Origin of the sequence: Caulobacter zeae, assembly GCF_002858925.1 — a bacterium.
GTDB lineage: Bacteria > Pseudomonadota > Alphaproteobacteria > Caulobacterales > Caulobacteraceae > Caulobacter > Caulobacter zeae.
Map to the genome: position 1 here is coordinate 73,708 of NZ_PJRS01000017.1, position 19,245 is coordinate 92,952.

18 protein-coding genes are annotated in these 19,245 nt (G+C 69.4%); 8 read left to right on the top strand and 10 right to left on the bottom strand.

The features are described 5' to 3' along the window. Window positions 1–25: 25 nt before the first annotated feature. Both SGCZBJ_RS08620 and SGCZBJ_RS08625 read left to right on the top strand, forming a co-directional pair. Complete coding sequence (locus SGCZBJ_RS08620) at window positions 26–883, top strand: NAD(P)-dependent oxidoreductase (RefSeq protein ID WP_101717595.1); 858 nt, start codon at window positions 26–28, stop codon at window positions 881–883. Between the two features lie 2 nt (window positions 884–885). Further along, entirely contained in the window at window positions 886–1,968 is a 1,083-nt protein-coding gene (locus tag SGCZBJ_RS08625) for an alpha/beta fold hydrolase (protein WP_101717596.1), read from the top strand. 156 nt (window positions 1,969–2,124) lie between these two features. On the opposite strand, the gene SGCZBJ_RS26065 is transcribed toward SGCZBJ_RS08625, so the two are convergent. The 5 genes from SGCZBJ_RS26065 to SGCZBJ_RS08650 form a co-directional block, all read right to left on the bottom strand. Next, on the bottom strand, window positions 2,125–3,015 hold the full coding sequence (locus tag SGCZBJ_RS26065) for a 3'-5' exonuclease (RefSeq protein WP_133149215.1): 891 nt from the start codon (window positions 3,013–3,015) through the stop codon (window positions 2,125–2,127). Then, window positions 2,991–5,339, bottom strand: coding sequence for an NAD-dependent DNA ligase LigA (gene ligA / locus SGCZBJ_RS08635; protein WP_101717598.1), 2,349 nt, complete (start codon window positions 5,337–5,339; stop codon window positions 2,991–2,993). Before ligA ends, SGCZBJ_RS26065 begins: the two co-directional genes overlap by 25 nt. 183 nt (window positions 5,340–5,522) lie before the next feature. Continuing rightward, window positions 5,523–6,512, bottom strand: coding sequence for a DUF2891 domain-containing protein (locus SGCZBJ_RS08640; protein WP_101717599.1), 990 nt, complete (start codon window positions 6,510–6,512; stop codon window positions 5,523–5,525). Further along, window positions 6,493–7,446, bottom strand: a complete 954-nt coding sequence (locus SGCZBJ_RS08645) for a DUF979 domain-containing protein (RefSeq protein WP_101717600.1) — start codon at window positions 7,444–7,446, stop codon at window positions 6,493–6,495. The genes SGCZBJ_RS08640 and SGCZBJ_RS08645 overlap by 20 nt, the downstream gene beginning before the upstream one ends. Beyond that, on the bottom strand, window positions 7,443–8,111 hold the full coding sequence (locus SGCZBJ_RS08650) for a DUF969 domain-containing protein (protein WP_101717601.1): 669 nt from the start codon (window positions 8,109–8,111) through the stop codon (window positions 7,443–7,445). Before SGCZBJ_RS08650 ends, SGCZBJ_RS08645 begins: the two co-directional genes overlap by 4 nt. A 151-nt stretch (window positions 8,112–8,262) precedes the next feature. On the opposite strand from SGCZBJ_RS08650, the gene SGCZBJ_RS08655 reads away from it, so the two are divergent. The 4 genes from SGCZBJ_RS08655 to SGCZBJ_RS08670 all read left to right on the top strand — a co-directional run bounded on the left by SGCZBJ_RS08655 (window position 8,263) and on the right by SGCZBJ_RS08670 (window position 15,865). Continuing rightward, the gene (locus SGCZBJ_RS08655) at window positions 8,263–9,039 is read left to right on the top strand and encodes a class II aldolase/adducin family protein (RefSeq protein WP_101717602.1); all 777 of its coding nucleotides are present in this window, start codon (window positions 8,263–8,265) and stop codon (window positions 9,037–9,039) included. A gap of 174 nt (window positions 9,040–9,213) precedes the next feature. Then, window positions 9,214–10,338, top strand: a complete 1,125-nt coding sequence (locus SGCZBJ_RS08660; RefSeq protein WP_101717603.1) for an efflux RND transporter periplasmic adaptor subunit — start codon at window positions 9,214–9,216, stop codon at window positions 10,336–10,338. Next, window positions 10,338–13,484, top strand: a complete 3,147-nt coding sequence (locus tag SGCZBJ_RS08665) for an efflux RND transporter permease subunit (RefSeq protein ID WP_101717604.1) — start codon at window positions 10,338–10,340, stop codon at window positions 13,482–13,484. The genes SGCZBJ_RS08660 and SGCZBJ_RS08665 overlap by 1 nt, the downstream gene beginning before the upstream one ends. A 14-nt stretch (window positions 13,485–13,498) precedes the next feature. Beyond that, entirely contained in the window at window positions 13,499–15,865 is a 2,367-nt protein-coding gene (locus SGCZBJ_RS08670; RefSeq protein ID WP_101717605.1) for a transketolase, read from the top strand. Between the two features lie 44 nt (window positions 15,866–15,909). Here the strand turns inward: SGCZBJ_RS08670 and SGCZBJ_RS26495 are convergent, their stop codons facing one another. Genes SGCZBJ_RS26495 through SGCZBJ_RS08685 form a run of 4 tightly spaced genes read right to left on the bottom strand, consistent with a single transcriptional unit; the run spans window position 15,910 to window position 17,321 of the window. Next, window positions 15,910–16,032: a hypothetical protein gene (locus SGCZBJ_RS26495; RefSeq protein ID WP_420808155.1), complete on the bottom strand. Its 123-nt coding sequence runs from the start codon at window positions 16,030–16,032 to the stop codon at window positions 15,910–15,912. Between the two features lie 22 nt (window positions 16,033–16,054). Then, window positions 16,055–16,417 carry a nuclear transport factor 2 family protein gene (locus SGCZBJ_RS08675; RefSeq protein WP_101717606.1) on the bottom strand — a complete coding sequence of 121 codons (363 nt, stop codon included), beginning with the start codon at window positions 16,415–16,417 and terminating at the stop codon, window positions 16,055–16,057. Window positions 16,418–16,419: 2 nt separating this feature from the next. Then, window positions 16,420–16,782, bottom strand: coding sequence for a nuclear transport factor 2 family protein (locus tag SGCZBJ_RS08680; RefSeq protein ID WP_101717607.1), 363 nt, complete (start codon window positions 16,780–16,782; stop codon window positions 16,420–16,422). Then, on the bottom strand, window positions 16,779–17,321 hold the full coding sequence (locus SGCZBJ_RS08685; protein ID WP_101717608.1) for a c-type cytochrome: 543 nt from the start codon (window positions 17,319–17,321) through the stop codon (window positions 16,779–16,781). Before SGCZBJ_RS08685 ends, SGCZBJ_RS08680 begins: the two co-directional genes overlap by 4 nt. 288 nt (window positions 17,322–17,609) lie before the next feature. Here SGCZBJ_RS08685 and SGCZBJ_RS08690 point away from each other — a divergent pair, with 288 nt between their 5' ends. After that, window positions 17,610–18,101: a GcrA family cell cycle regulator gene (locus SGCZBJ_RS08690; RefSeq protein WP_101717609.1), complete on the top strand. Its 492-nt coding sequence runs from the start codon at window positions 17,610–17,612 to the stop codon at window positions 18,099–18,101. A 34-nt stretch (window positions 18,102–18,135) separates the two neighbouring features. Then, window positions 18,136–18,336 carry a hypothetical protein gene (locus SGCZBJ_RS08695; RefSeq protein WP_101717610.1) on the top strand — a complete coding sequence of 67 codons (201 nt, stop codon included), beginning with the start codon at window positions 18,136–18,138 and terminating at the stop codon, window positions 18,334–18,336. A gap of 156 nt (window positions 18,337–18,492) precedes the next feature. On the opposite strand, the gene SGCZBJ_RS08700 is transcribed toward SGCZBJ_RS08695, so the two are convergent. Continuing rightward, window positions 18,493–19,083 carry an alpha/beta hydrolase gene (locus SGCZBJ_RS08700; RefSeq protein ID WP_420808154.1) on the bottom strand — a complete coding sequence of 197 codons (591 nt, stop codon included), beginning with the start codon at window positions 19,081–19,083 and terminating at the stop codon, window positions 18,493–18,495. Between the last annotated feature and the right edge of the window lie 162 nt (window positions 19,084–19,245).

Sequence of the window (19,245 nt, forward strand, 5' to 3'; positions counted from 1 at the left end):
CAGGGTGCGGCAAGGAGTCTCGCGCATGAAGACGGCGTTCATCGGTCTTGGCGTCATGGGCTTTCCGATGGCGGGCCACCTGCAGGCCGCCGGCCACGCGGTGACCGTCTATAACCGCACCGCCGAAAAGGCCGCGCGCTGGGTGGAAAAGCACGGCGGCAAGAGCGAGCCGACCATCGCCGGGGCCAGCAAGGGCGCGCAGCTGGTCGCCCTGTGCGTAGGCAACGACGACGACGTCCGCGCCGTGGTGGCGGAAATCCTTCCTGCACTGGAAGCCGGCGCGATCATCGTCGACCACACCACCACCTCGGCCAAGGTGGCCCGCGAGATGGCCGATCTTTGCGCCGCGAAGGGCGTGGGCTTCCTCGACGCGCCGGTCTCGGGCGGCCAGGCCGGGGCCGAGACCGGCCAGCTGACCATCATGGTCGGCGGCGACGAGGGATCTTACGCAACCGCCGAGCCGGTTCTGAACGTCTACGCCAAGGCCATGCGCCGCATGGGCCCGTCGGGCGCGGGGCAGCTGACCAAGATGTGCAACCAGATCGCCATCGCCGGCGTGGTGCAGGGCGTGGCCGAGGCGCTGCATTTCGCCAAGCGCGCGGGCCTGCCGACCGACGACGTCCTGGCGGCGATCTCCAAGGGCGCGGCCCAGTCCTGGCAGATGGAGAACCGCTGGGGGACGATGTCGCGCGGCGAGTTCGAGTTCGGCTTCGCGGTCGACTGGATGCGCAAGGACCTGGGCATCGCCCTGGACGAGGCGGCCAGCAACGGCGCGACCCTGGACATGACCCGGTTGATCGACGGCTTCTATGGCGAGGTGCAGGCCATGGGCGGCAACCGCTGGGACACCTCCAGCCTCGTGGCCCGGCTGGAGAAGAAGTGACCATGCGACGCCTGCTTCTGACCCTGGCCGCCTGCGCTGCCCTGAGCCCCGTCGTCGCCGCCTCTTCTTCGGTCTGGGCCGCGCCGGCCGTGACGCCCAAGGAAGGCGACTTCGTCGTTCGGGACTTCAAGTTCGGCTCGGGCGAGACCCTGCCGGAACTGCGGCTGCACTACACCACCCTGGGCGAGCCCAGGCGCGATGCGCAAGGGCGGGTGACCAATGCCGTGATGGTGCTGCACGGCACCGGCGGCAGCGGAAAGCAGTTCCTGTCGCCGCAGTTCGCCGACGAGCTGCTGGTTCCGGGCGGCCTGCTGGATCCGGCCAAGTGGTACGTGATCCTGCCCGACGGCATCGGCCACGGAAAATCCTCCAAGCCCTCGGACGGGCTGAAGGCCAGGTTCCCGCGCTACGACTACGACGACATGGTGCGGGCCCAGCACCAGCTGCTGGTCGAGGGGCTGAAGGTCGATCGGCTGCAGCTGCTGATGGGCACGTCGATGGGCTGCATGCACGGCTTCGTCTGGGGCGAGACCTATCCGGGCTTCGCCGCCAAGCTGGCCCCGTTCGCCTGTCAGCCCGTGGCCATCGCCGGCCGTAACCGCATGTGGCGCAAGATGACCATCGACGCCATCAAGGCCGACCCGGCCTGGAACGGCGGCGACTACGTCCAGCAACCGATGCAGGGCCTGCGCACCGCGACCGACTTCCTGATCATCGCCGGCGCCTCGGCGCTGCCGATGCAATTGGCGCTGCCGACCCGCGAGGCGACCGACAAGGCGCTGGAGGCCGACTTCAACCGCCGCATCGCGGGCCTGGACGCCAACGACCTGCTCTACCAGGTCGACGCCTCGCGCACCTACGACCCGTCGGCGGGGCTGGAGAAGGTCGAGGTTCCGGTCCTCTGGATCAACTCGGCCGACGACTTCATCAACCCGCCGGAGCTAGGCATCGCCGAGCGCGAGGTGAAGCGGCTGAAGAAGGGCGAGTTCGTGCTGCTGCCGGCCAGCGAGAAGACCAAGGGCCATGGCAGCCACACCTGGGCGGTGCTGTGGAAGGATCGGCTGGCGGCGTTTCTGGCGAAGTAGGTCGGTCTGGCATTCAGGAACCTCCCCCTGTGGGGGAGGTGATCGCAAAGCGATCGGTGGGGGAGTGACTGCTGAACCTGCCAGCGCTGCGGCGGCGGAGAACTTCCCCCCACCGGCCTTCGGCCGCCTCCCCCATAGGGGGAGGTTTCTTGCGGGTCACCCCACCAGCGCCAGCCAAGCGTCCTCGTCCATCACCTGCAACCCCCGTTCCCGCGCCGTGCGCAGCTTGGCGCCCGCGCCGGGGCCGGCGACAACGAGGTCAACGGCCTTGGTCACCGACAGCACCACCCGCGCGCCCATGGCCGCCGCGAGATCCTGGGCGTCGGGACGGCTCATGGTGTCGAGCTGGCCGGTGAAGACGACGGTGCGGCCGGCCAGGCGGCGCTCGGCGCCGGGCGGCAGGATGGGGCGAGGCGGCGGCGGGGCCTTCTTTGGCAGATACCGGCTCTGCGACGGGGCGTAGGTGCCGTGGCTCAGCCGGCCCAGCGTCAGGCCGATGCGGGACGGCAGGTCGTGGACGCCGACGGCGCCGGCCTGGCCGGCCGCCGCCAGGGCCACCTGGCCGCAGGCATAGGCGTCGCCCGCCGCGTCGTGGTGCTTGAAGCTGATCCCCAGGTGCCGGCCGACCACGTTCAGCTTGTGCGAAGGCAGGCTGGGCCAGACGCTGCGGGCGACCTGCACCGTGCACATGTAGTCGAAGGCCGGCGGCGTGATCCCATAGTGCTCGCAGGTGCGGCGGATGACGCTGATGTCGAACGCGGCGTTGTGGGCCAGCACCAGGGCGCCGTCGAGATCGGCCCGCAGCCGGTCGAGCACGGCGGGAAACTCGTCGGCGTCCTGCACATGCCGGGGACCGATGCCGTGGAAGGCGATGTTGAACGGCGCGAACCGCATGTCCCACGGCCGGATGTAGTGGTGGTCGACGCGGGCGACCGCGCCGTCCTCGATCCAGGCCAGGCCGATCGAGCAGGGGCTCGACCGGGTCTCGTTGGCCGTCTCGAAGTCGATGGCGACGACCTTCATCAGCCGGCGACCAGGGCCAGCCACTCGTCCTCGGTCATCACCTGGATGCCGAGGTCCTGGGCGGTCTTGAGCTTGGAGCCCGCGCCCGGGCCGGCGACCACCAGGTGGGTCTTCTTGGACACCGACGAGGCGACCTTGGCGCCAAGGCCTTCGGCCTGCGCCTTGGCTTCGTCGCGGGTCATCTTCTCCAGCGAGCCGGTGAAGACCACGGTCTTGCCGGCCACGGCGGTGTCGGTCTTGGGCTTGGCCACGGCCTGGACGTCGAGCTGGGCCAGCAGGTTCTCGACCTTCTGGCGGTTGTGCTCTTCGGCGAAGAAGCGGGCCAGGGACTGGGCGGCGACGGGGCCGACGCCGTCGACGGCGGCCAGATGCAGGTAGTCCTCGCCCGGCGCGCCCTTGGCGGCGTCGGCGAGGCCCTCTGCGAAAGCGTCCCAGTTTCCGTAGCGCTGGGCCAGGGCGGCGCGGGCCGGCTTGGTCAGCTTGGGCACGACCTGGCCGATCTTCAGTTCCAGGTCTTCCGATTGCGGCCAGGGATCGGCGGGCACGCCGGCGCGGCCGGCCTCGACCAGCAGGTCCAGCGCCTTGGGACCGACGCCGGCGGCGGTCGACAGTTCCAGGTAGGTCGCGCCCGGCAGGCCGGCGGCGGCGGCTTCCGAGGCCTTCTGCAAGTCCTCGAAGGTGTCGAAGTGGCGAGCCAGCACGGTCGAGGTCGTCTCGCCGATGTCGCGGGCGCCCAGGCCGTAGATCATGCGGTCCAGGCCGATGGTGCGGCGAGCGTCGATGCCGGCGATCAGGTTCTTGACCGAGGTCTCGCCATAGCCGTCGCGCTCGCGCAAGGCCGCCAGCTTCTCCTCGTCGCGGGCCAGGCGGAAGATGTCGGCCGGCTCGTTGATCCAGCCTTCCTCGAAGAAGGCCTGCAACTGCTTTTCGCCCAGGCCTTCGATGTCGAAGGCGCGGCGGGAGACGAAGTGGCGCAGGTGCTCGACGCGCTGGAACGGGCAGGCGAACTCGCCGGTGCATCGGCGCACGACCGACTCCACGCCGTTGGCGTTGATCTCCTGGGTCAGGGCCGTCTTCAGCGGGCATTCGCAGACATGCGGGAACTCGTAGGGGACCGCGTCCTCCGGGCGCACCGAGAGGTCGACCTCGACGATCTGCGGGATCACGTCGCCGGCCCGTTGCAGCACGACGGTGTCGCCGATGCGGGCGTCGAGGCGGGCGATCTCGTCGGCGTTGTGCAGGGTGGCGTTGGTCACCGAGACGCCGCCGACGGTGACGGGCTTTAGCCGCGCGACGGGCGTGTGGGCGCCGGTGCGGCCGACCTGGATGTCGATGGCCTCGAGAATGGTCCTGGCGCGCTGGGCGGGGAACTTGCGGGCGATGGCCCAGCGGGGCGAGCGCGAGACGAAGCCCAGGCGGCGCTGCCGTTCCAGGTCGTCGACCTTGTAGACGACGCCGTCGATGTCGAACGGCAGCTGCGGGCGCAGGGTCTCGAAATGGGCGTAGACGTCGAGCAGGCCCTGCGCGCCCTCGACCTTTTGGGCCGGCGGGGCGGTGGTGACGAAGCCCCATTCCTCCAGCTTTTCCAGCGCTTCCCACTGGCCGGCGGCGAAGGGCTCGGACGCCATGCCCCAGGCGTAGCCGAAGAAGCGCAAGGGCCGCGTGGCGCTGATCTTGGGGTCGATCTGGCGCAGCGAGCCGGCGGCGAAGTTGCGCGGGTTGGCGTAGGTGCGCGAACCGGCTTCCTCGGCGGCCCGGTTGAAGGCGGCGAAGGCCTCCAGCTCGACATAGACCTCGCCGCGGATCTCGATCACGTCGGGCCAGCCTGAGCCCTTCAGACGATGGGGGATGTCGGCGATGGTCTTGAGGTTGGCGGTGACGTCCTCGCCCACGCGGCCGTCGCCGCGCGTGGCGCCCTGCACCAAGACGCCCTTCTCGTAGCGGATCGAAGCCGACAGGCCGTCGATCTTGGGCTCGGCGGTGTAGAACACCGGCTCATCGGCGCCGATGCGCAGGAAGCGGCGGATGCGGGCGTCGAACTCCTCGGCCTCTTCGTTGGAGAAGGCGTTGTCGAGGCTGAGCATCGGCACGCCGTGCTCCACCGGCGAGAACTGGGCCGAGCGGGCGGCGCCGACCTTCAGCGACGGCGAGTTCTCGCGGATCAGGTGGGGGAAGAGCGCCTCGATGTCGGCGTTGCGGCGCTTGAGTTCGTCGTACCCGGCGTCATCGATCGTCGGGGCGTCGTCCTGATAGTAGCGCAGGTCGTGGCCGGCCATCTCGTCGGCGAGACACTCCAGCTCCTCGACGGCTTGGGCTTCGGTGAGGTCGGAGACGGGGATCAGGGGCACGGGTCGGCGAATCCGGTTGCGGTCGGCGGGGCACAGTAGAGGAACCTCCCCCTGTGGGGGAGGCGGCCGAAGGCCGGTGGGGGGAAGTTTTCAGCGTCTTGGGCGTTGGCCGGTCCCGCAGTTACGTCCCCCCACCGATCGCTGCGCGATCGCCTCCCCCCACAGGGGGAGGTTCCTTTTCGCTTACCTCTCCAGCATCGCCAGCAGGGCGAAACTCGCCAGCCAGTGTTCGCCCATGTAGTCGCCGGTGACGTGGGGCAGGGCGGCAGCCAGGTGCTGGTCGGCGGCTTCCAGGGCCACGGCGGCGATCGTCGGAGGAGCGTCCTTGGCGACGGCGCGCCAGCACCAGGCGCGGGACAGCGACAGGCCGTCCAGGTGGGCGATCTTGCCGTCGGTGCGGTCGCTGACGCTGGGCGGCGAGAACAGCGTGGCGGGCTGGCGCTGCGCCAGGTCCGGCAGGAAGGCGGCGAACCAGGCGGCGAAGGTCTCGGGCTGGAGGCGGCGCATGGCCAGGGCCTCGACCAGGGCCGAGGACAGGAAGTCGTCGCCCGACGGCTCCCAGGCCTGGCAAGCGCGGTCGTCGCCGTACCAGGCGGCGGCCTTGGCCGCGAGCAAGGCGCGGAACTCGGCGTCGCCGGCGGCGTCGGCGTAGTCGGCGGCCAGGGCCAAGGCGAAGGCGGTGTTGGAGTGCACGCCGGCCCGGATCGGATAGTCGGCGATCGGCAGGAAGGCGCGGTAGCGGGCGACGAAGGCGTCGGCCAGCGGCTGCATGGTCGCGGCCCAGGGGGCGTCGTGGGCCAGGAGTTCGGCCTGGAGCTTAAGGAGCCAGGCCCAGCCGTAGGGGCGCTCGAAGCCGCGGCTTTCGGGGCGGGCGAGATAGGCGACCTCGGCGGCGACCTTTTCCGACGTGAAGGCGTCGTCGAACAGGGCGCGGATGGCGGCGGCCTCGGCGACCTTCGGGTGCTGGCGCAGGATCGTCGCCAGGGTCCAGTAGCCGTGGACGCACGAATGCCAGTCGAAGCTGCCGAAGAAGATCGGGTGCAGGGCGCGGGGCCCTAGCGCGTCGGCGTCACCCGCCATCACGTGGTCGAGCTTGTTGGGATACTCGCGGGCGACGTGGCCGAGGGCGGCCTGGGCGAAGCGGGCGGCGGTCTCAGCGGAAAGCGAGGACATACATCAGGACCATGTTGATCAGCAGCATCAGCACCGCCGTCGGCGCCTGGGCCTGGATGACGGCGTAGCGGTTCTTCAGCTGCAGGAGGGCGGCGGGGACGAGGTTGAAGTTGGCGGCCAGCGGGGTCAGCAGCGTGCCGCAGAAGCCCGACAGCATGCCGATGGCGCAGACCACGGCCGGGTCACCGCCGAAGCGGCCGATCACCAGCGGCAGGCCGATGCCGGCGGTCATCACCGGGAAGGCGGCGAAGGCGTTGCCCATCATCACCGTGAAGATCGCCATGCCAAGGCAATAGGCGACGACCACGGCCAGGCGGCTGTCGACCGGGGTGATCGCCAGGGTGATGTCGCCGATGGTCTGGCCCACGCCCGCCAGGGCGAAGACCGCGCCCAGCGCCGCCAGCATCTGCGGGAGCAGGGCGGCCCAGCCGACGAGGTCCATCAGGCGGCGGCCTTCCTGGAGCGGTGCGCTGGCGGGCTGCCTGAAGAGGCGCTGGGCCAGGACCGCGGCGACGAGGGCGGCGATGGCCAGCGAGACCAGCGTCGCCTGCTTGGGATCGACGACATGCTGGCCGTTCCAGGTCAGGGCCTTGAAGGCGAAGGTGCCGGCCAGGACGATCACCGGGATCAGCAGGGCGGGCAGGAACAGCTTGAGGCCGAAGCGCTGGGCCATTTCGGCGCGCGCCTCGCCCGTGGTGGTGGCGGGCTGGCCGACACCCAGGCGGCCCGTGCCGGCCAGCAGGGCCAGGGCGACGACGAGGAAGCCGTTGCCCAGGTCGCCCAGGCTGTCGCCGAACAGGAAGCTGATCGCGAACAGGCCCCAGAAGGCGGCGTTGCCGAAACGCTTGGGGTTGGCCTTGTCGCCCGCGCTCATGGCCGCGAAGGCCGTGAACATGAAGCCGGCGAGCAGGTAGACGAGCGGCAGGCCGATCATGACTTTGCCCCCCGGCGCGAGAGCTTGCGGTCGAAGAGCAGCAGTCGCGCCCCATGCACGAGGAAGGCGCAGATCGCCGTCGGGATGGCCCAGACCGACAGGTGCAGGGGCTCCACCACCAGACCGTTCTGGTCGAGGAAGCCGACGATCAGCAGGATCGAGCCGATGGCCATGAAGACGTCCTCGCCGAAGAAGACGCCGACATTGTCGGTGCCGGCGCTCATGGCTTTCACCTTGTCGCGGGTGGCGTCGTCGAGCTCGCCCTGGTTCTCGGCGGCGGCCTCGGCCATGGGGGCGACGAGGGGGCGGACGGTCTGGGCGTGGCCGGCGATCGAGATCAGGCCCATGGCCGCCGTCAGCTGGCGCAGCAGCAGGTAGACGACGAGGATGCGCCCGGCGGTGGCGGCCTTCAGGCTCTTGATCGCCATCCGCGCGCGCTCCTGCAGGCCTGAGCGTTCCAGTACGCCGATGGCCGGCAGGATCAGCCAGGCGATGCTGACATAGCGGTTCTGGTTGAAGGCCTTGCCGAAGGCGGCCAGCACCTCCAGCGGGCCGAGGCCGGCGGCCAGGCCGGAGGCCATGGCGGCGCAGACCACCACAAGCAGCGGATTGAACCTCAGCGCGAAGCCGAGGACGATCACGCCCACGCCGATCAAGGGCAACATGCGGCAGATCCCCCGTCTTCGAATCCGCCAGGACCGTCCGACGGCGAAAGGGCTCTGGCAAGTACGATCCCGTCTAACGCTGGTCGCTTGACGTCGGCGCCCGTCGGCGCGACGCTCAACTCAACAATGATAACTTACGGGAGCAAGCGTCATGGCCGACGGAACCGGCGCGATCGCCGCATCGATCAAGGATCAGGTCAGCGAGGCCGAATGGCAGGCCCGCGTCGACCTGGCGGCCCTCTATCGCCTGGTCGCGCTGCACGGCTGGGACGACATGATCTTCACCCACATCTCGGCGCGGATCCCGGGGCCCGAGCACCACTTCCTGATCAATCCCTACGGCATGTTCTTCGGCGAGATGACCGCCTCGTGCCTGGTGAAGGTGGACCTTGATGGCGCCGTCATCGACAAGACGCCGTACTTCATCAATCCTGCGGGCTTCACGATCCACTCGGCCATCCACGCCGCGCGCGAGGACGCCCAGTTCGTGATGCACCTGCACACCGACCAGGGCGTGGCGGTGGCCGCCCACGCCGAGGGCCTGCTGCCGCTGAGCCAGCAGGCGCTGATCGTCACGCCGCAGCTGGCCTATCACGACTACGAGGGCATCGCCCTGAACCTGGACGAGCGCGAGCGCCTAGTGGCGGACCTGGGCGACAAGCGGCTGATGCTGCTGCGCAACCACGGTACCCTGGCCACGGGCCGCACGGCCGCCGAATGCTGGCTCGGGATGTTCTTCCTGGAGCGCGCCTGCGCCCAGCAGGTGATGGCTCTCAGCGCAGGGCGCGATCACGTGCTGCTCGCTCCGGAGGCAGCCCAGGCCGAGGTTCGCAGCCAGACCGGGATGGGTCTGGGCATGATCGCGGGCCTGGCCTGGCCCGGTTGCCTGCGCCAGCTGGACCGCCAGTCCCCGGGCTACGCGGATTAATCGCGCACGGCTAAGCTTGGCGACCGACGTTACGTCAAGCTAAGGTCTTGCAACTGTTTCAAAGTTGAAATGTCACGTAATTCTAGTGTCACTAGACGCGGGTCTAGGGTGGGGTCATATGTCGCCCCAACCTAGACCTTAAGGGCGCCGGTTCAACGGCGCCGGAGCGTATTTGTGATCCGCAGGCACTTCTTCCTCATCGCGGCCGGGGTCGCGTTGGTTCTGATGATCCTGGCCGGCGGAGCCAAGCTGTTGCTTGGCGGCAAGGCCGAAGGGCAGGGCGGCCCTGGCGGTCGCGCCACGGCCGTCTCGCAGGTCAAGGTTGGCGAGCGCCCCTTCACTGATCGCATCGAAGTGCTGGGCGTGGCCAAGGGCCGCCAGTCGGTGACGATCACCTCCAACACCACCGAGCTGATCACCGCCGTCCACTTCACCGACGGCCAGCTGGTGTCGCGCGGGCAGGTCCTGGTCACGCTGAAGGACGACCAGGAGACCGCCGACATCGCCCAGGCCCAGGCCAACCTGGACCAGGCCAAGCGCAACTACGATCGCTGGAAGACCCTGGCCGACAAGGGCATCGCGCCGCGCGCCACCGCCGAGCAGAACCTGGCCGCCTATGAGAGCGCCAAGGCCGCCCTGGCCTCGGCCAAGGCCCAGCGCCTGGACCGCGTGATCCGCGCGCCGTTCGCCGGCCGCGTCGGCATTTCCGACGTCGCGCCGGGTACGCTGATCGCGCCGGGCGGCGCCATCGTCAGCCTGGATGACGCCTCGGTCGTGCGCGTCGATTTCTCGGTCCCCGACCGCTACCTCGCCACGCTGCGTGACGGCCTGCCGATCAAGGCCAGCCCCGACGCCCTGCCGGGCGAGACCTTCCAGGGCCAGATCGCCCAGATCGACACCCGCATCGACGCGGCCACCCGCGCCATCAAGGCCCGCGCCGAGTTCCCCAATCCGGGCGGCCGGCTGAAGCCGGGCATGCTGGTCAAGGTCGCCATCGACCAGGGCGTGCGCCAGGGCCTGGCCGTGCCGGAGGCGGCCGTACAGTTCGAAGGCCAGCAGGCCTCGGTGTTCCTGGTCGCCAAGGGCGAGAAGGGCCAGGTCGCCCGCCGCACCAACATCACCACCGGCCTCACGGCCGACGGCTTTGTCGAGATCCGCTCGGGCCTGAAGGCCGGCGATGTGGTCGTGGCCGACGGCCTCAACCGCGTGCAGGACGGCGGCGCGGTGCGCGACGTGGCCAAGCCGGCCGGCGGCCCGGGCGGCCAAGGCGGCAAGCCCCAAGACCGTAAGGCGGGCTGATGCTTTCCGACATCTCCGTCCGCCGCCCGGTATTCGCCGCCGTCGCGGCGATCATCCTGTGCGTCATCGGCCTGGCGGCCTTCGGCTCGCTGCCGATCCGCGAACTGCCCAATGTCGACCCGCCTGTGGTGTCGATCTCGACCGTCTATCGCGGGGCCTCGGCCGAGGTCATCGAAGAGCGCATCACCCAGGTGATCGAGCGCCAGGTGTCGGGGATCCAGGGCATCGACCGCGTCAACAGCTCCTCGCGCGACGGCCGCTCGCAGATCAGCATCACCTTCCGCCTGGACCGCGACCTGGACGCCGCCGCCAACGATGTGCGCGACGCCGTCAGCCGGGTCTCGGCCAACCTGCCCGACCAGGCAGACCCGCCGCAGATCGCCAAGGCCAACGCCGACGCTTCGCCGATCATCATCCTGAACCTGACCTCGACGACGCTGGATCCGCTGGAACTGGCCGACTACGCCGACCGCTACCTGGTCGAGCGGATGTCGACCATCGACGGCGTGGCCCAGGCCAACCTGTTCGGGGCCAAGATCTACGCCATGCGCATCTGGCTGAACGCCGACGCCATGGCCGCCCGGGGCGTCACCGTCAGCGACGTCGAGGACGCGCTGAACGCCCAGAACCTTGAACTGCCGGCCGGCTCGCTGGAAAGCAGCGCCAAGGACTTCACCATCCGCGTGGCCCGCGCCTACGCCAAGCCCGAGGACTTCGCCCGCCTGCCGATCCGCGCGGCGGACTCCAACGGCTTCGTGCTGCGCCTGTCGGACGTGGCCCGCATCGAGGAAGGGCCGGACGAGCGCCGGCGCCTGTTCCGCGGCAACGGCGTCGACCAGGTCGGCATCGGCCTGACCCGCCAGTCGCAGGCCAACGACGTCGCCATCTCCGACGCCGTCCGCAAGGAGGTCGAGGTCATCAATCAGACCCTGCCGCCCGGCACCAAACTGGTGGTGGCCGTGGACAACTCGGTGTTCACCGCCGAGGCCATCCACGAGGTCTGGATCACCATGGGCATGTCCGTGGCCCTGGTGGCCCTGGTCAACCTGATCTTTCTGGGCAGCTGGCGCTCGGCGCTGATCCCCTCGATCGTCGCGCCGATCTGCATCCTGTCGACCTTCATCGTTCTGGCGCCGCTGGGCTTCTCGCTGAACCTGCTGACCCTGCTGGCCCTGGTGCTAGCCGTCGGCCTCGTCGTCGACGACGCCATCGTCGTGGTCGAGAACATCCAGCGCCGGGTGGACGAGGGCGAGCCGGCCCTGATCGCCGCCCAGCGCGGTTCGCGCCAGGTGTTCTTTGCGGTGGTGGCCACCACCATCGTGCTGATCTCGGTGTTCGCGCCGTTGATGTTCCTGCCGGGCTATATCGGCCGCCTGTTCGTCGAACTGGCCGTGGCCATCGCCGCTGCCGTGGCCTTCTCGGCCGTGCTGGCGCTCAGCCTCTCGCCGATGATGGCCTCCAAGCTGCTCAAGCCCGCGCACGGCGGGGGCTGGTTCAACAAGCGCATGGACTGGGCGATGGACCGGCTGAAGGACAGCTACCGCGCCTCGCTCGAAAGCCTGCTGGGCGTGCGGGCCGCCAGCTTCGCCGCCGGCGGGGCGGTGATCCTGCTGGCCGGTTTCGCGGCGCTGCTGTTTGTCAGCCTGCCCAAGGAGCTGGTGCCGGCCGAGGACCGCGGCCGCGTCGACATCCAGATCAGCGCGCCGGAAGGCGCCGGCTTCGACTACACCGCCGCCATCGGCGCCCGGATCGAGAAGATCATGGCCCGCTATCGCGAGGACGGCGTGGCCGAGCGCACCATCCTGACCATCCCGCGCTTCGGCCAGAGCCAATTCAACTCGGGCAACGGCGTGGTCGTGCTCAAAGGCTGGGGCGAGCGCGACAAGACCGCCGACGACGTGGCGGCCGAGCTCAACAAGGACCTCTCCAAGATCACCGGCGTGCGCGCCGTGGCCAGCGTTCGCGGCGCCTTCCAGCGCGGCGGCGGCGGTGGCGGCGGTGGCGGCACCAATGTCGACCTGATCGCCGTCGGCAACGACTACGTGCAGCTGTCGAACTGGCTCAAGCCCATCCTGGCGGCCGCCCAGGAGAACCCGGGCTTCTCGCGTCCGCGCATCGACTACGAGCCGACCGCGCCGCGCCTGTCGGTGCAGATCGACCTCGACAAGGCCGCCAGCCTCGGCGTCTCGGCCCAGGCCGTTGGTCGGGCGCTGGAGACCATGTTCGGTTCGCGCCAGGCGACGACCTACATCAAGAACGGCCAGGAATACGACGTCATCCTGCAGACCGAGCTCGACCAGCGCCGCAGCGTCGCCGACCTCGACAAGTTGCAGGTGCGCACCAACGCCGGCGGCTTGGTGCCGCTGTCGACGGTGGTGAAGACGGAGCTGCGGGGCGACACCCCCGACCGTCCGCGCGTCGACCGCCTGCGCTCTGTGACCCTGACCACCCAGCTGTCGCCGGGCTACACCGTCGAGGACGCGGTCAGCTTCTTCCAGGCCCAGGCAGCCGAGCACCCGACCCCCGGCGTCAGCATCAAGTGGGGCGGCCAGGCCAAGGACTATCTGGAAGGCTCGGGCGGCATCGCCATCGCCTTTGGTCTCGCTTTGCTGCTGGTGTTCCTGGTGCTAGCCGCGCAGTTCGAAAGCTGGATCCACCCGGCGGTGATCATGCTGACCGTGCCGCTGGCGGTGCTGGGCGGGCTGTTCGGCCTGGTCATGGCTGGCTCGACCATCAACACCTACAGCCAGATCGGCCTGATCATCCTGATCGGCATCGCCGCCAAGAACGGCATCCTGATCGTCGAGTTCGCCAACCAGCTGCGCGACGAGGGGCTGAAGGTCACCGAGGCGGTGATCGAGGCGGCGGCCTTGCGCCTGCGCCCGATCATCATGACCTCGATCGCCACGGCCATGGGCGCCTTGCCGCTGCTGCTCTGGACAGGGGCCGGGGCGGGAAGCCGCCAGACGATCGGGGCCGTGATCTTCTTCGGCGCGATCGTGGCGACCCTGCTAACGCTGTTCATCGTTCCGGTGTTCTACAACCTGCTCGCACGCTTCACGAAATCTCCGGAGTGGACGGCGCGGCAGATCGAGGACTATGAAGCGCGCGAAAAGGCGGGCGAGGGGCATACCTCACCCGTATAAACGGGTGAGGAAGCATGGCTGACGGGTCTCTGACGGCCAAGCGGCAGGAAATCGCGCTGCTGCGTCGTCTCGAGGAACGCATTCTCTGGCTGGCGTCGTGGACCATCCACAACGCCAACCACCTTCGCGAAAGCCGCGACGGGCTGAAGGTCGGCGGTCACCAGGCCTCGTGCGCCTCGATGACCACGCTGATGACGGCGCTCTACATGAAGGCGCTGCGGCCGCAGGACCGGGTGGCGGTCAAGCCGCACGCCAGCCCCGTCTTCCACGCCATCCAGCACCTGTTCGGCCGCCAGAGCCTGGACAAGCTTAAGGCCTTCCGCGCCCTGGGCGGTGCGCAGTCCTATCCCTCTCGCACCAAGGACGTCGACGACGTCGACTTCTCGACCGGCTCGGTGGGCCTGGGCGTGGCGGTCACCGCTTTCGCCTCGCTGGCCCAGGACTATCTGGCCGCGCGCGGCTCGGTGAAGCCCGAGAGCATGGGGCGGATGATCTCGCTGCTGGGCGACGCCGAGCTGGACGAGGGCAACATCTACGAAGCCCTGATCGAGGCCTGCAAGCACGATCTGGGCAACACCTGGTGGATCGTCGACTACAACCGCCAGAGTCTGGACGCGACGACCAAGGACCGGATGTTCACCCGCTACGGCGAGATCTTCGAGGCCGCCGGCTGGACCGTCGAGACCCTGAAGTGGTCCAAGCGCCAGCGCGAAGCGTTCGAGCGGCCGGGCGGGGCGGCGCTGAAGGCCTGGATCGAGACCGCGCCCAACGACCTCTATTCGGCCCTGACCTACCAGGGCGGCGCGGCCTGGCGCGAGCGCCTGACCGCCGACCTGGCCGGCGACGCCGACGCCCTGGCGCTGATCGCGACCTACAAGGACGTCGACCTCGGCGAGCTGATGACCGAGTTGGGCGGCCACTGCCTGGAGACGATCCTGGAGGCCTTCGAGCGGGCGTCTCGCGACGACGCTCCCCGGTTCTTCATCGCCTACACCGTCAAGGGCCTGCGGCTGCCGTTCCAGGGTCACAAGGACAATCACGCGGGCCTGATGAACCCCACCCAGATCGCCGAGCTGCGCGAGCGGCTGGGCGTGGTCGAGGGCGAGGAGTGGGACGCGCTGTCGGGCCTGTCCTCGGCCGAGCGCACGGCGCTGAAGGGCCTGGTGGCCCGTGCGCCCTTCGCGGTGGCCAACGATCGCAACTACACGGCGGCGACGGTGGCGACGCCGAGCGCGGACGAGCTGCTGTTGGCCATCGCCGCCAAGGGGGAGGGGGGCGGCGAGCAGTCGACCCAGGCCGCCTTCGGCAAGGTCATGTTCGACATCGCCGCCCGCAAGGACGAGTTCGCCGGCCGGGTGGTGACCACCTCGCCGGACGTGACGGTCTCGACCAACCTGGGCGGCTTCGTGAACCGGCGCGGCGTCTTCCACCGGCGGGCGCACGAGGACGTCTTCAAGCGTCGCCGCATCCCCTCGGCCCAGGTGTGGTCGATGGGCGAGACCGGCCAGCACGTCGAGCTGGGCATAGCCGAGAACAACCTGTTCATCGCCCTGGCGGCCCTGGGCCTGACCGCGCCGCTGTTCGGCGAGCGATTGTTCCCGGTCGGCACCCTCTACGACCCCTTCATCGCCCGGGGTCTCGATGCCCTGAACTACGCCTGCTACCAGGACGCCCGGTTCCTGTTGGTGGCTACGCCGTCCGGCCTGACCCTGGCCCCCGAAGGCGGTGCGCACCAGTCGATCGGATCGCCCCTGATCGGCATGAGCCAGCCGGGCCTCGACAGTTACGAGCCTGCCTTCGCCGACGAGACGGCGGTGCTGATGGCCCACGCCTTCGACCGCATCCAGGCCGCCGACGGCTGCTCGACCTATCTGCGCCTGTCCACCCGGACCATCGCCCAGCCCGAGCGGGCGGACGACGCCTGGAAGGCGGGCGTGGTCGAGGGCGCCTACTGGCTGAAGCCGCCGGCGCCGGATGCGCGCCTGGCCGTCGTCTACAGCGGGGCCCTGGCTCCGGAGGCGCTGGAGGCGCACGAGGCCCTGCTGGAGGACGAGCCGGGGGCGGGCCTGCTGGCCGTGACCTCGGCCGACGTGCTGCACCGCGACTGGACCGCCGCCGGCCGCTCGCGCTGGACGGACGGCGCCAAGCGCACTTCGACGGTGGAGCGACTGCTGGCCGACCTGCCGCGCGATGCGGGCCTGGTGACCCTGGTCGACGGCGCGCCGGCGACGCTGTCGTGGCTGGGCTCGGTTCATGGCCACCGCCTGCGGGCGCTGGGCCTGGAGACCTTCGGCCAGTCGGGGGATTTGCCGGATCTGTATTCGAAGTACCGGCTGGACGCGGAGGCGGTGCTGGACGCCTGCGCGGATCTGCTGGCCTGATCCCTGATCCCAAACACTTCGTCATCCCGGAAAGCCCAAAGGGCTTATCCGGGACCTAGGGGGACTGGACGCGGCATCGAGATCATCCAACCAGACGGCGGCCGGCGCATCGCGGCGGCCCCTGGGTCCCGGCTCTCCGCGCTGCGCGCTCCGGCCGGGATGACGATGAAAAAGTCGTGGGAAGGCGCTCTAGCGCGTCCCCGGATCCGGCAGGGGGTCTATGCCCACGATCAGGTCGTCGCGGATCAGGTAGGCGATGATGGCGGTGTTCTGCGACCACAGGCGGCCGTCGGGGCGGCGCAGGGCGATCTCGACGTCGGCGTGGACCCAGCCGTCGGCCTGGCGGCGCACGCGCATCAGGCTGATCTCGACCCCGGCCATGGCGAACTGGCGCTCGAAATAGCCGCGGGCGGCTTCCAGGCCCGAGACCTCGCCGCCTTCCAGCACGTTGGCGAAGGCGACCTCGGGATGCAACTGGGCGACCACGGCTTCGAGGTCGCGGCGGCGCGTCGCCTCGAAGTGCCGGGTCAGCAACACTTCAGCCTTGGCCATGCCTACGCCTCGTCCAAACGCTCGACGATATCCATGCGCGACACGCGCTCGTCCTGGAACGTGTAGATATGTCGCACACAGCTGTCGGACCAGAGCCGGCCCTCCAGGTTATGCACAGTCTGGTTCGTGGCCACCGCGATGCGGCCGTCCTCCAGCACCGTGAAGTCCATGGGGGCGGCCTCGACCCGGACCATGCCGTCGCGCCGCGCCCAGAAGGCCCGCATCGCCTCGACCCCCACGACCCGGCCGCCGCCGATCTGGTCGGGCCAGTCGACGGCGGGATCCAGCTCGGCCGCGAAGGCGTCGAAGTCGCCCTTGTTGTAGGCGTCGTAGAGCCGGGTCAGGAGGGCGATGCGCGGCGTCATTGGGCTGATGATGGGGCGGGGGCTGTCGCGGCCGAGGGCCCGGGCTTGTAGCCGGTCTCGACCTTCAGATAGGCGATCAGGTCGATCCGGTCCTTGGGATTGGAAAGGCCCGCGAAGGTCATCTTGGTGCCCGGCAGGAAGGTGCGCGGGTTGTCGAGCCAATGGTCCAGGCGCCCGGCGTCCCAGGTGAAGCCGGCGTTCTTTACGGCGTCCGAGTAGGCGTACTTCGGATGGGTCCCGGCCTTGCGGCCGAACAAGCCGTAGAGGTTGGGGCCGGTCATATTGGGGCCGCCGGGGGTGATCGTGTGGCACGAGCGGCAGAGGGCGAACTTGCTCTGGCCGTTCAGCAGGTCGCCGGTGTTGTAGGGGGCGGGGAGGGCGGCCAGGGCGGCGGCCTTCTCGGCGGGGGTCGGCGGCGGCGGAGGCGGCGTCGCCGCGGCGCCTTCGCCGGAGGTTTCGCCGCCCTTCGAGCAGGCGGCCAGAGACAGGCTGATGGAAAGGCAGAGCGTCGCGGTGGCGACGACGGTGAGGGTACGCATCACAATCCCCGTAGGCGTTATGTCGCAAGGCTTGCGACGCCGCGCCGCATTCAAATCCAAGCCGGTTTCTGACCCGTGAATTCATCGCGGAACGACGTTATTCGGTCAAGGTCTTGCCGCAGTTCAAAACGCCTGCCTGCGACATCGTCTGCTATCTGGCGGGATTCGTTAGGAAAATGTGATTTCGAGAACCGTGGGTATGCACGGAAGAATTTGACCGCCGTTAACCATGATTCTACCGAAGAAGGGCGGGGGCTGATCCCGCACCCTTAAGAAGCGGAAACCGTCATGGACTGGAACGAGGAACGTACCGCCACGCTCAGGAAGTTGTGGCTCGAAGGGTTGAGCGCCAGCCAGGTGGCGCGCCAGTTGGGCGGCGTCAGCCGCAGCGCCGTCATCGGCAAGATCCACCGCCTGGGCATTACCGTCCGCGAGACGCCGGTGCGCCAGCGCGCCGTCACCGTCCGGATCTCGCGCCAGGCTCCGCGCACCCGCACCGCCGCCCCGGCCCAGGCCCGTCCGGCCGCCCGCGCGCTGACCTCGGTGATGGAAGAGCTGACCCCCACGGCCGGCATCCTCGACCTGTCGATGCACTCGTGCCGCTGGCCGATCGGCAATCCGGACGCCGGCGACTTCGGCTTCTGCGGCCGCGAGACCACCAGCAAGCGCGCCTCGTATTGCCCCGACCACACCCAGGGCGCCTTCCGTCGCTTCCAGAGCTCGGCCGACATCGACGCCTGGACCCGCCAGAGCCTGCCCCAGGAACGCCGCGTCCTCTGACGCGCCCTCAAGCCCTCTCAGAGAGAGACATCCAATGATCCTCATCGAGAACGCCGCCGGCAGCAGCCAGGTGATCACGATCATCCAGGAATTCGCGGGCCACTCGGTTTCGCGCGACCTGCAGCCGGGCGACGCCGCCCAGATCCCGGTCGGCCAGTTCAAGTCGATCGTCGTGCGTGAGACCTATCCGGAAGACTGGATGAGCCGAGTGCGCAGCCGCCAGGCCGCCGCCTGAGGCCAGGCTGAAGGTTCGATCTTCGCGGAACAGCGCGCTCGCCCGTAGGGAGGCTGGAGCCAAGCGCTGAGGATCGCGAAGCCGGATCGGCGAAATGAGTGACAGTCCGCGTAAAGAACGACCCCCGCGAACCCGGTTCGCGGGGGTCGTCTTTTTTCAGGCCCGCGCTGTCGGCGAAGCCGTGGCGCGGATCAGCTCGTTCAGCAGCAGACGGCCGCGCGGCCAGGCGCCGTGGCCGGAGTCGACATTGATGTGGCCGGCCCGACCCAGGTCGACGAACCGTGAACCCCAGCCCCGGGCGAAGGCCTCGGCCCGCTCGATGGCCACATAGGGGTCGTCGCGGCTGGCCACCACCAGGGAGGGGAAGGGCAGGCGCGGCCGGGGGATGGGCGAGAAGCCGATCAGCAGCCGGCCGGCCGGGCCCTCGCGATTGACGTCGGCCGGGGCCACCAGCAGGGCGCCGCGCACGCCCCGGCCGCCGGTCACCTGGGCCAAGTGGCAGACCAGGGCGCAGCCCAGGCTGTGGGCAACCAGGATCGCGCCGGGGCGGCTGCGCACGGCCTCGGCCAGGCTGATGGCCCAGTCGCCCAGGGCGGGCCGCTCCCAGTCGACCTGGTCGACGCGTTCGGCGCCTGGCAGGGCGCGCTCCCAGTGGCTCTGCCAATGGTCGGGGCCGGAGTTGTAGAGGCCGGGCACGATCAGGATCGGCGGATCGGCGTTGGGATCGGGCGAAGAGATGAAAGACATCGCTGAACTCTTCAAGACGGGGCCGCGCGAAGCGGATTTGTGCTGCTTGTCGCTCCCGCGAGGCGGGAGGATCAAATCAGATCAATTCAATAGGAATTGAGAAGCGCTGATGACACCATGCTGGCAGCAGGCCGCCTTGCCCTCGATCCGGGGAACGCCCAA

Bases quoted from the DNA above. Each gene is read 5' to 3' on its own strand.
- SGCZBJ_RS08625 (WP_101717596.1), top strand. From the start codon at position 886: ATGCGACGCCTGCTTCTGACCCTGGCCGCCTGCGCTGCCCTGAGCCCC.
- SGCZBJ_RS08640 (WP_101717599.1), bottom strand. From the start codon at position 6,512: ATGTCCTCGCTTTCCGCTGAGACCGCCGCCCGCTTCGCCCAGGCCGCC.
- SGCZBJ_RS08620 (WP_101717595.1), top strand. From the start codon at position 26: ATGAAGACGGCGTTCATCGGTCTTGGCGTCATGGGCTTTCCGATGGCG.
- SGCZBJ_RS08695 (WP_101717610.1), top strand. From the start codon at position 18,136: ATGATCCTCATCGAGAACGCCGCCGGCAGCAGCCAGGTGATCACGATC.
- SGCZBJ_RS08680 (WP_101717607.1), bottom strand. From the start codon at position 16,782: ATGACGCCGCGCATCGCCCTCCTGACCCGGCTCTACGACGCCTACAAC.
- SGCZBJ_RS08685 (WP_101717608.1), bottom strand. From the start codon at position 17,321: ATGCGTACCCTCACCGTCGTCGCCACCGCGACGCTCTGCCTTTCCATC.
- SGCZBJ_RS08645 (WP_101717600.1), bottom strand. From the start codon at position 7,446: ATGATCGGCCTGCCGCTCGTCTACCTGCTCGCCGGCTTCATGTTCACG.
- SGCZBJ_RS08665 (WP_101717604.1), top strand. From the start codon at position 10,338: ATGCTTTCCGACATCTCCGTCCGCCGCCCGGTATTCGCCGCCGTCGCG.
- SGCZBJ_RS08670 (WP_101717605.1), top strand. From the start codon at position 13,499: ATGGCTGACGGGTCTCTGACGGCCAAGCGGCAGGAAATCGCGCTGCTG.
- SGCZBJ_RS08655 (WP_101717602.1), top strand. From the start codon at position 8,263: ATGGCCGACGGAACCGGCGCGATCGCCGCATCGATCAAGGATCAGGTC.
- SGCZBJ_RS08650 (WP_101717601.1), bottom strand. From the start codon at position 8,111: ATGTTGCCCTTGATCGGCGTGGGCGTGATCGTCCTCGGCTTCGCGCTG.
- SGCZBJ_RS08690 (WP_101717609.1), top strand. From the start codon at position 17,610: ATGGACTGGAACGAGGAACGTACCGCCACGCTCAGGAAGTTGTGGCTC.
- SGCZBJ_RS08675 (WP_101717606.1), bottom strand. From the start codon at position 16,417: ATGGCCAAGGCTGAAGTGTTGCTGACCCGGCACTTCGAGGCGACGCGC.
- SGCZBJ_RS08700 (WP_420808154.1), bottom strand. From the start codon at position 19,083: ATGTCTTTCATCTCTTCGCCCGATCCCAACGCCGATCCGCCGATCCTG.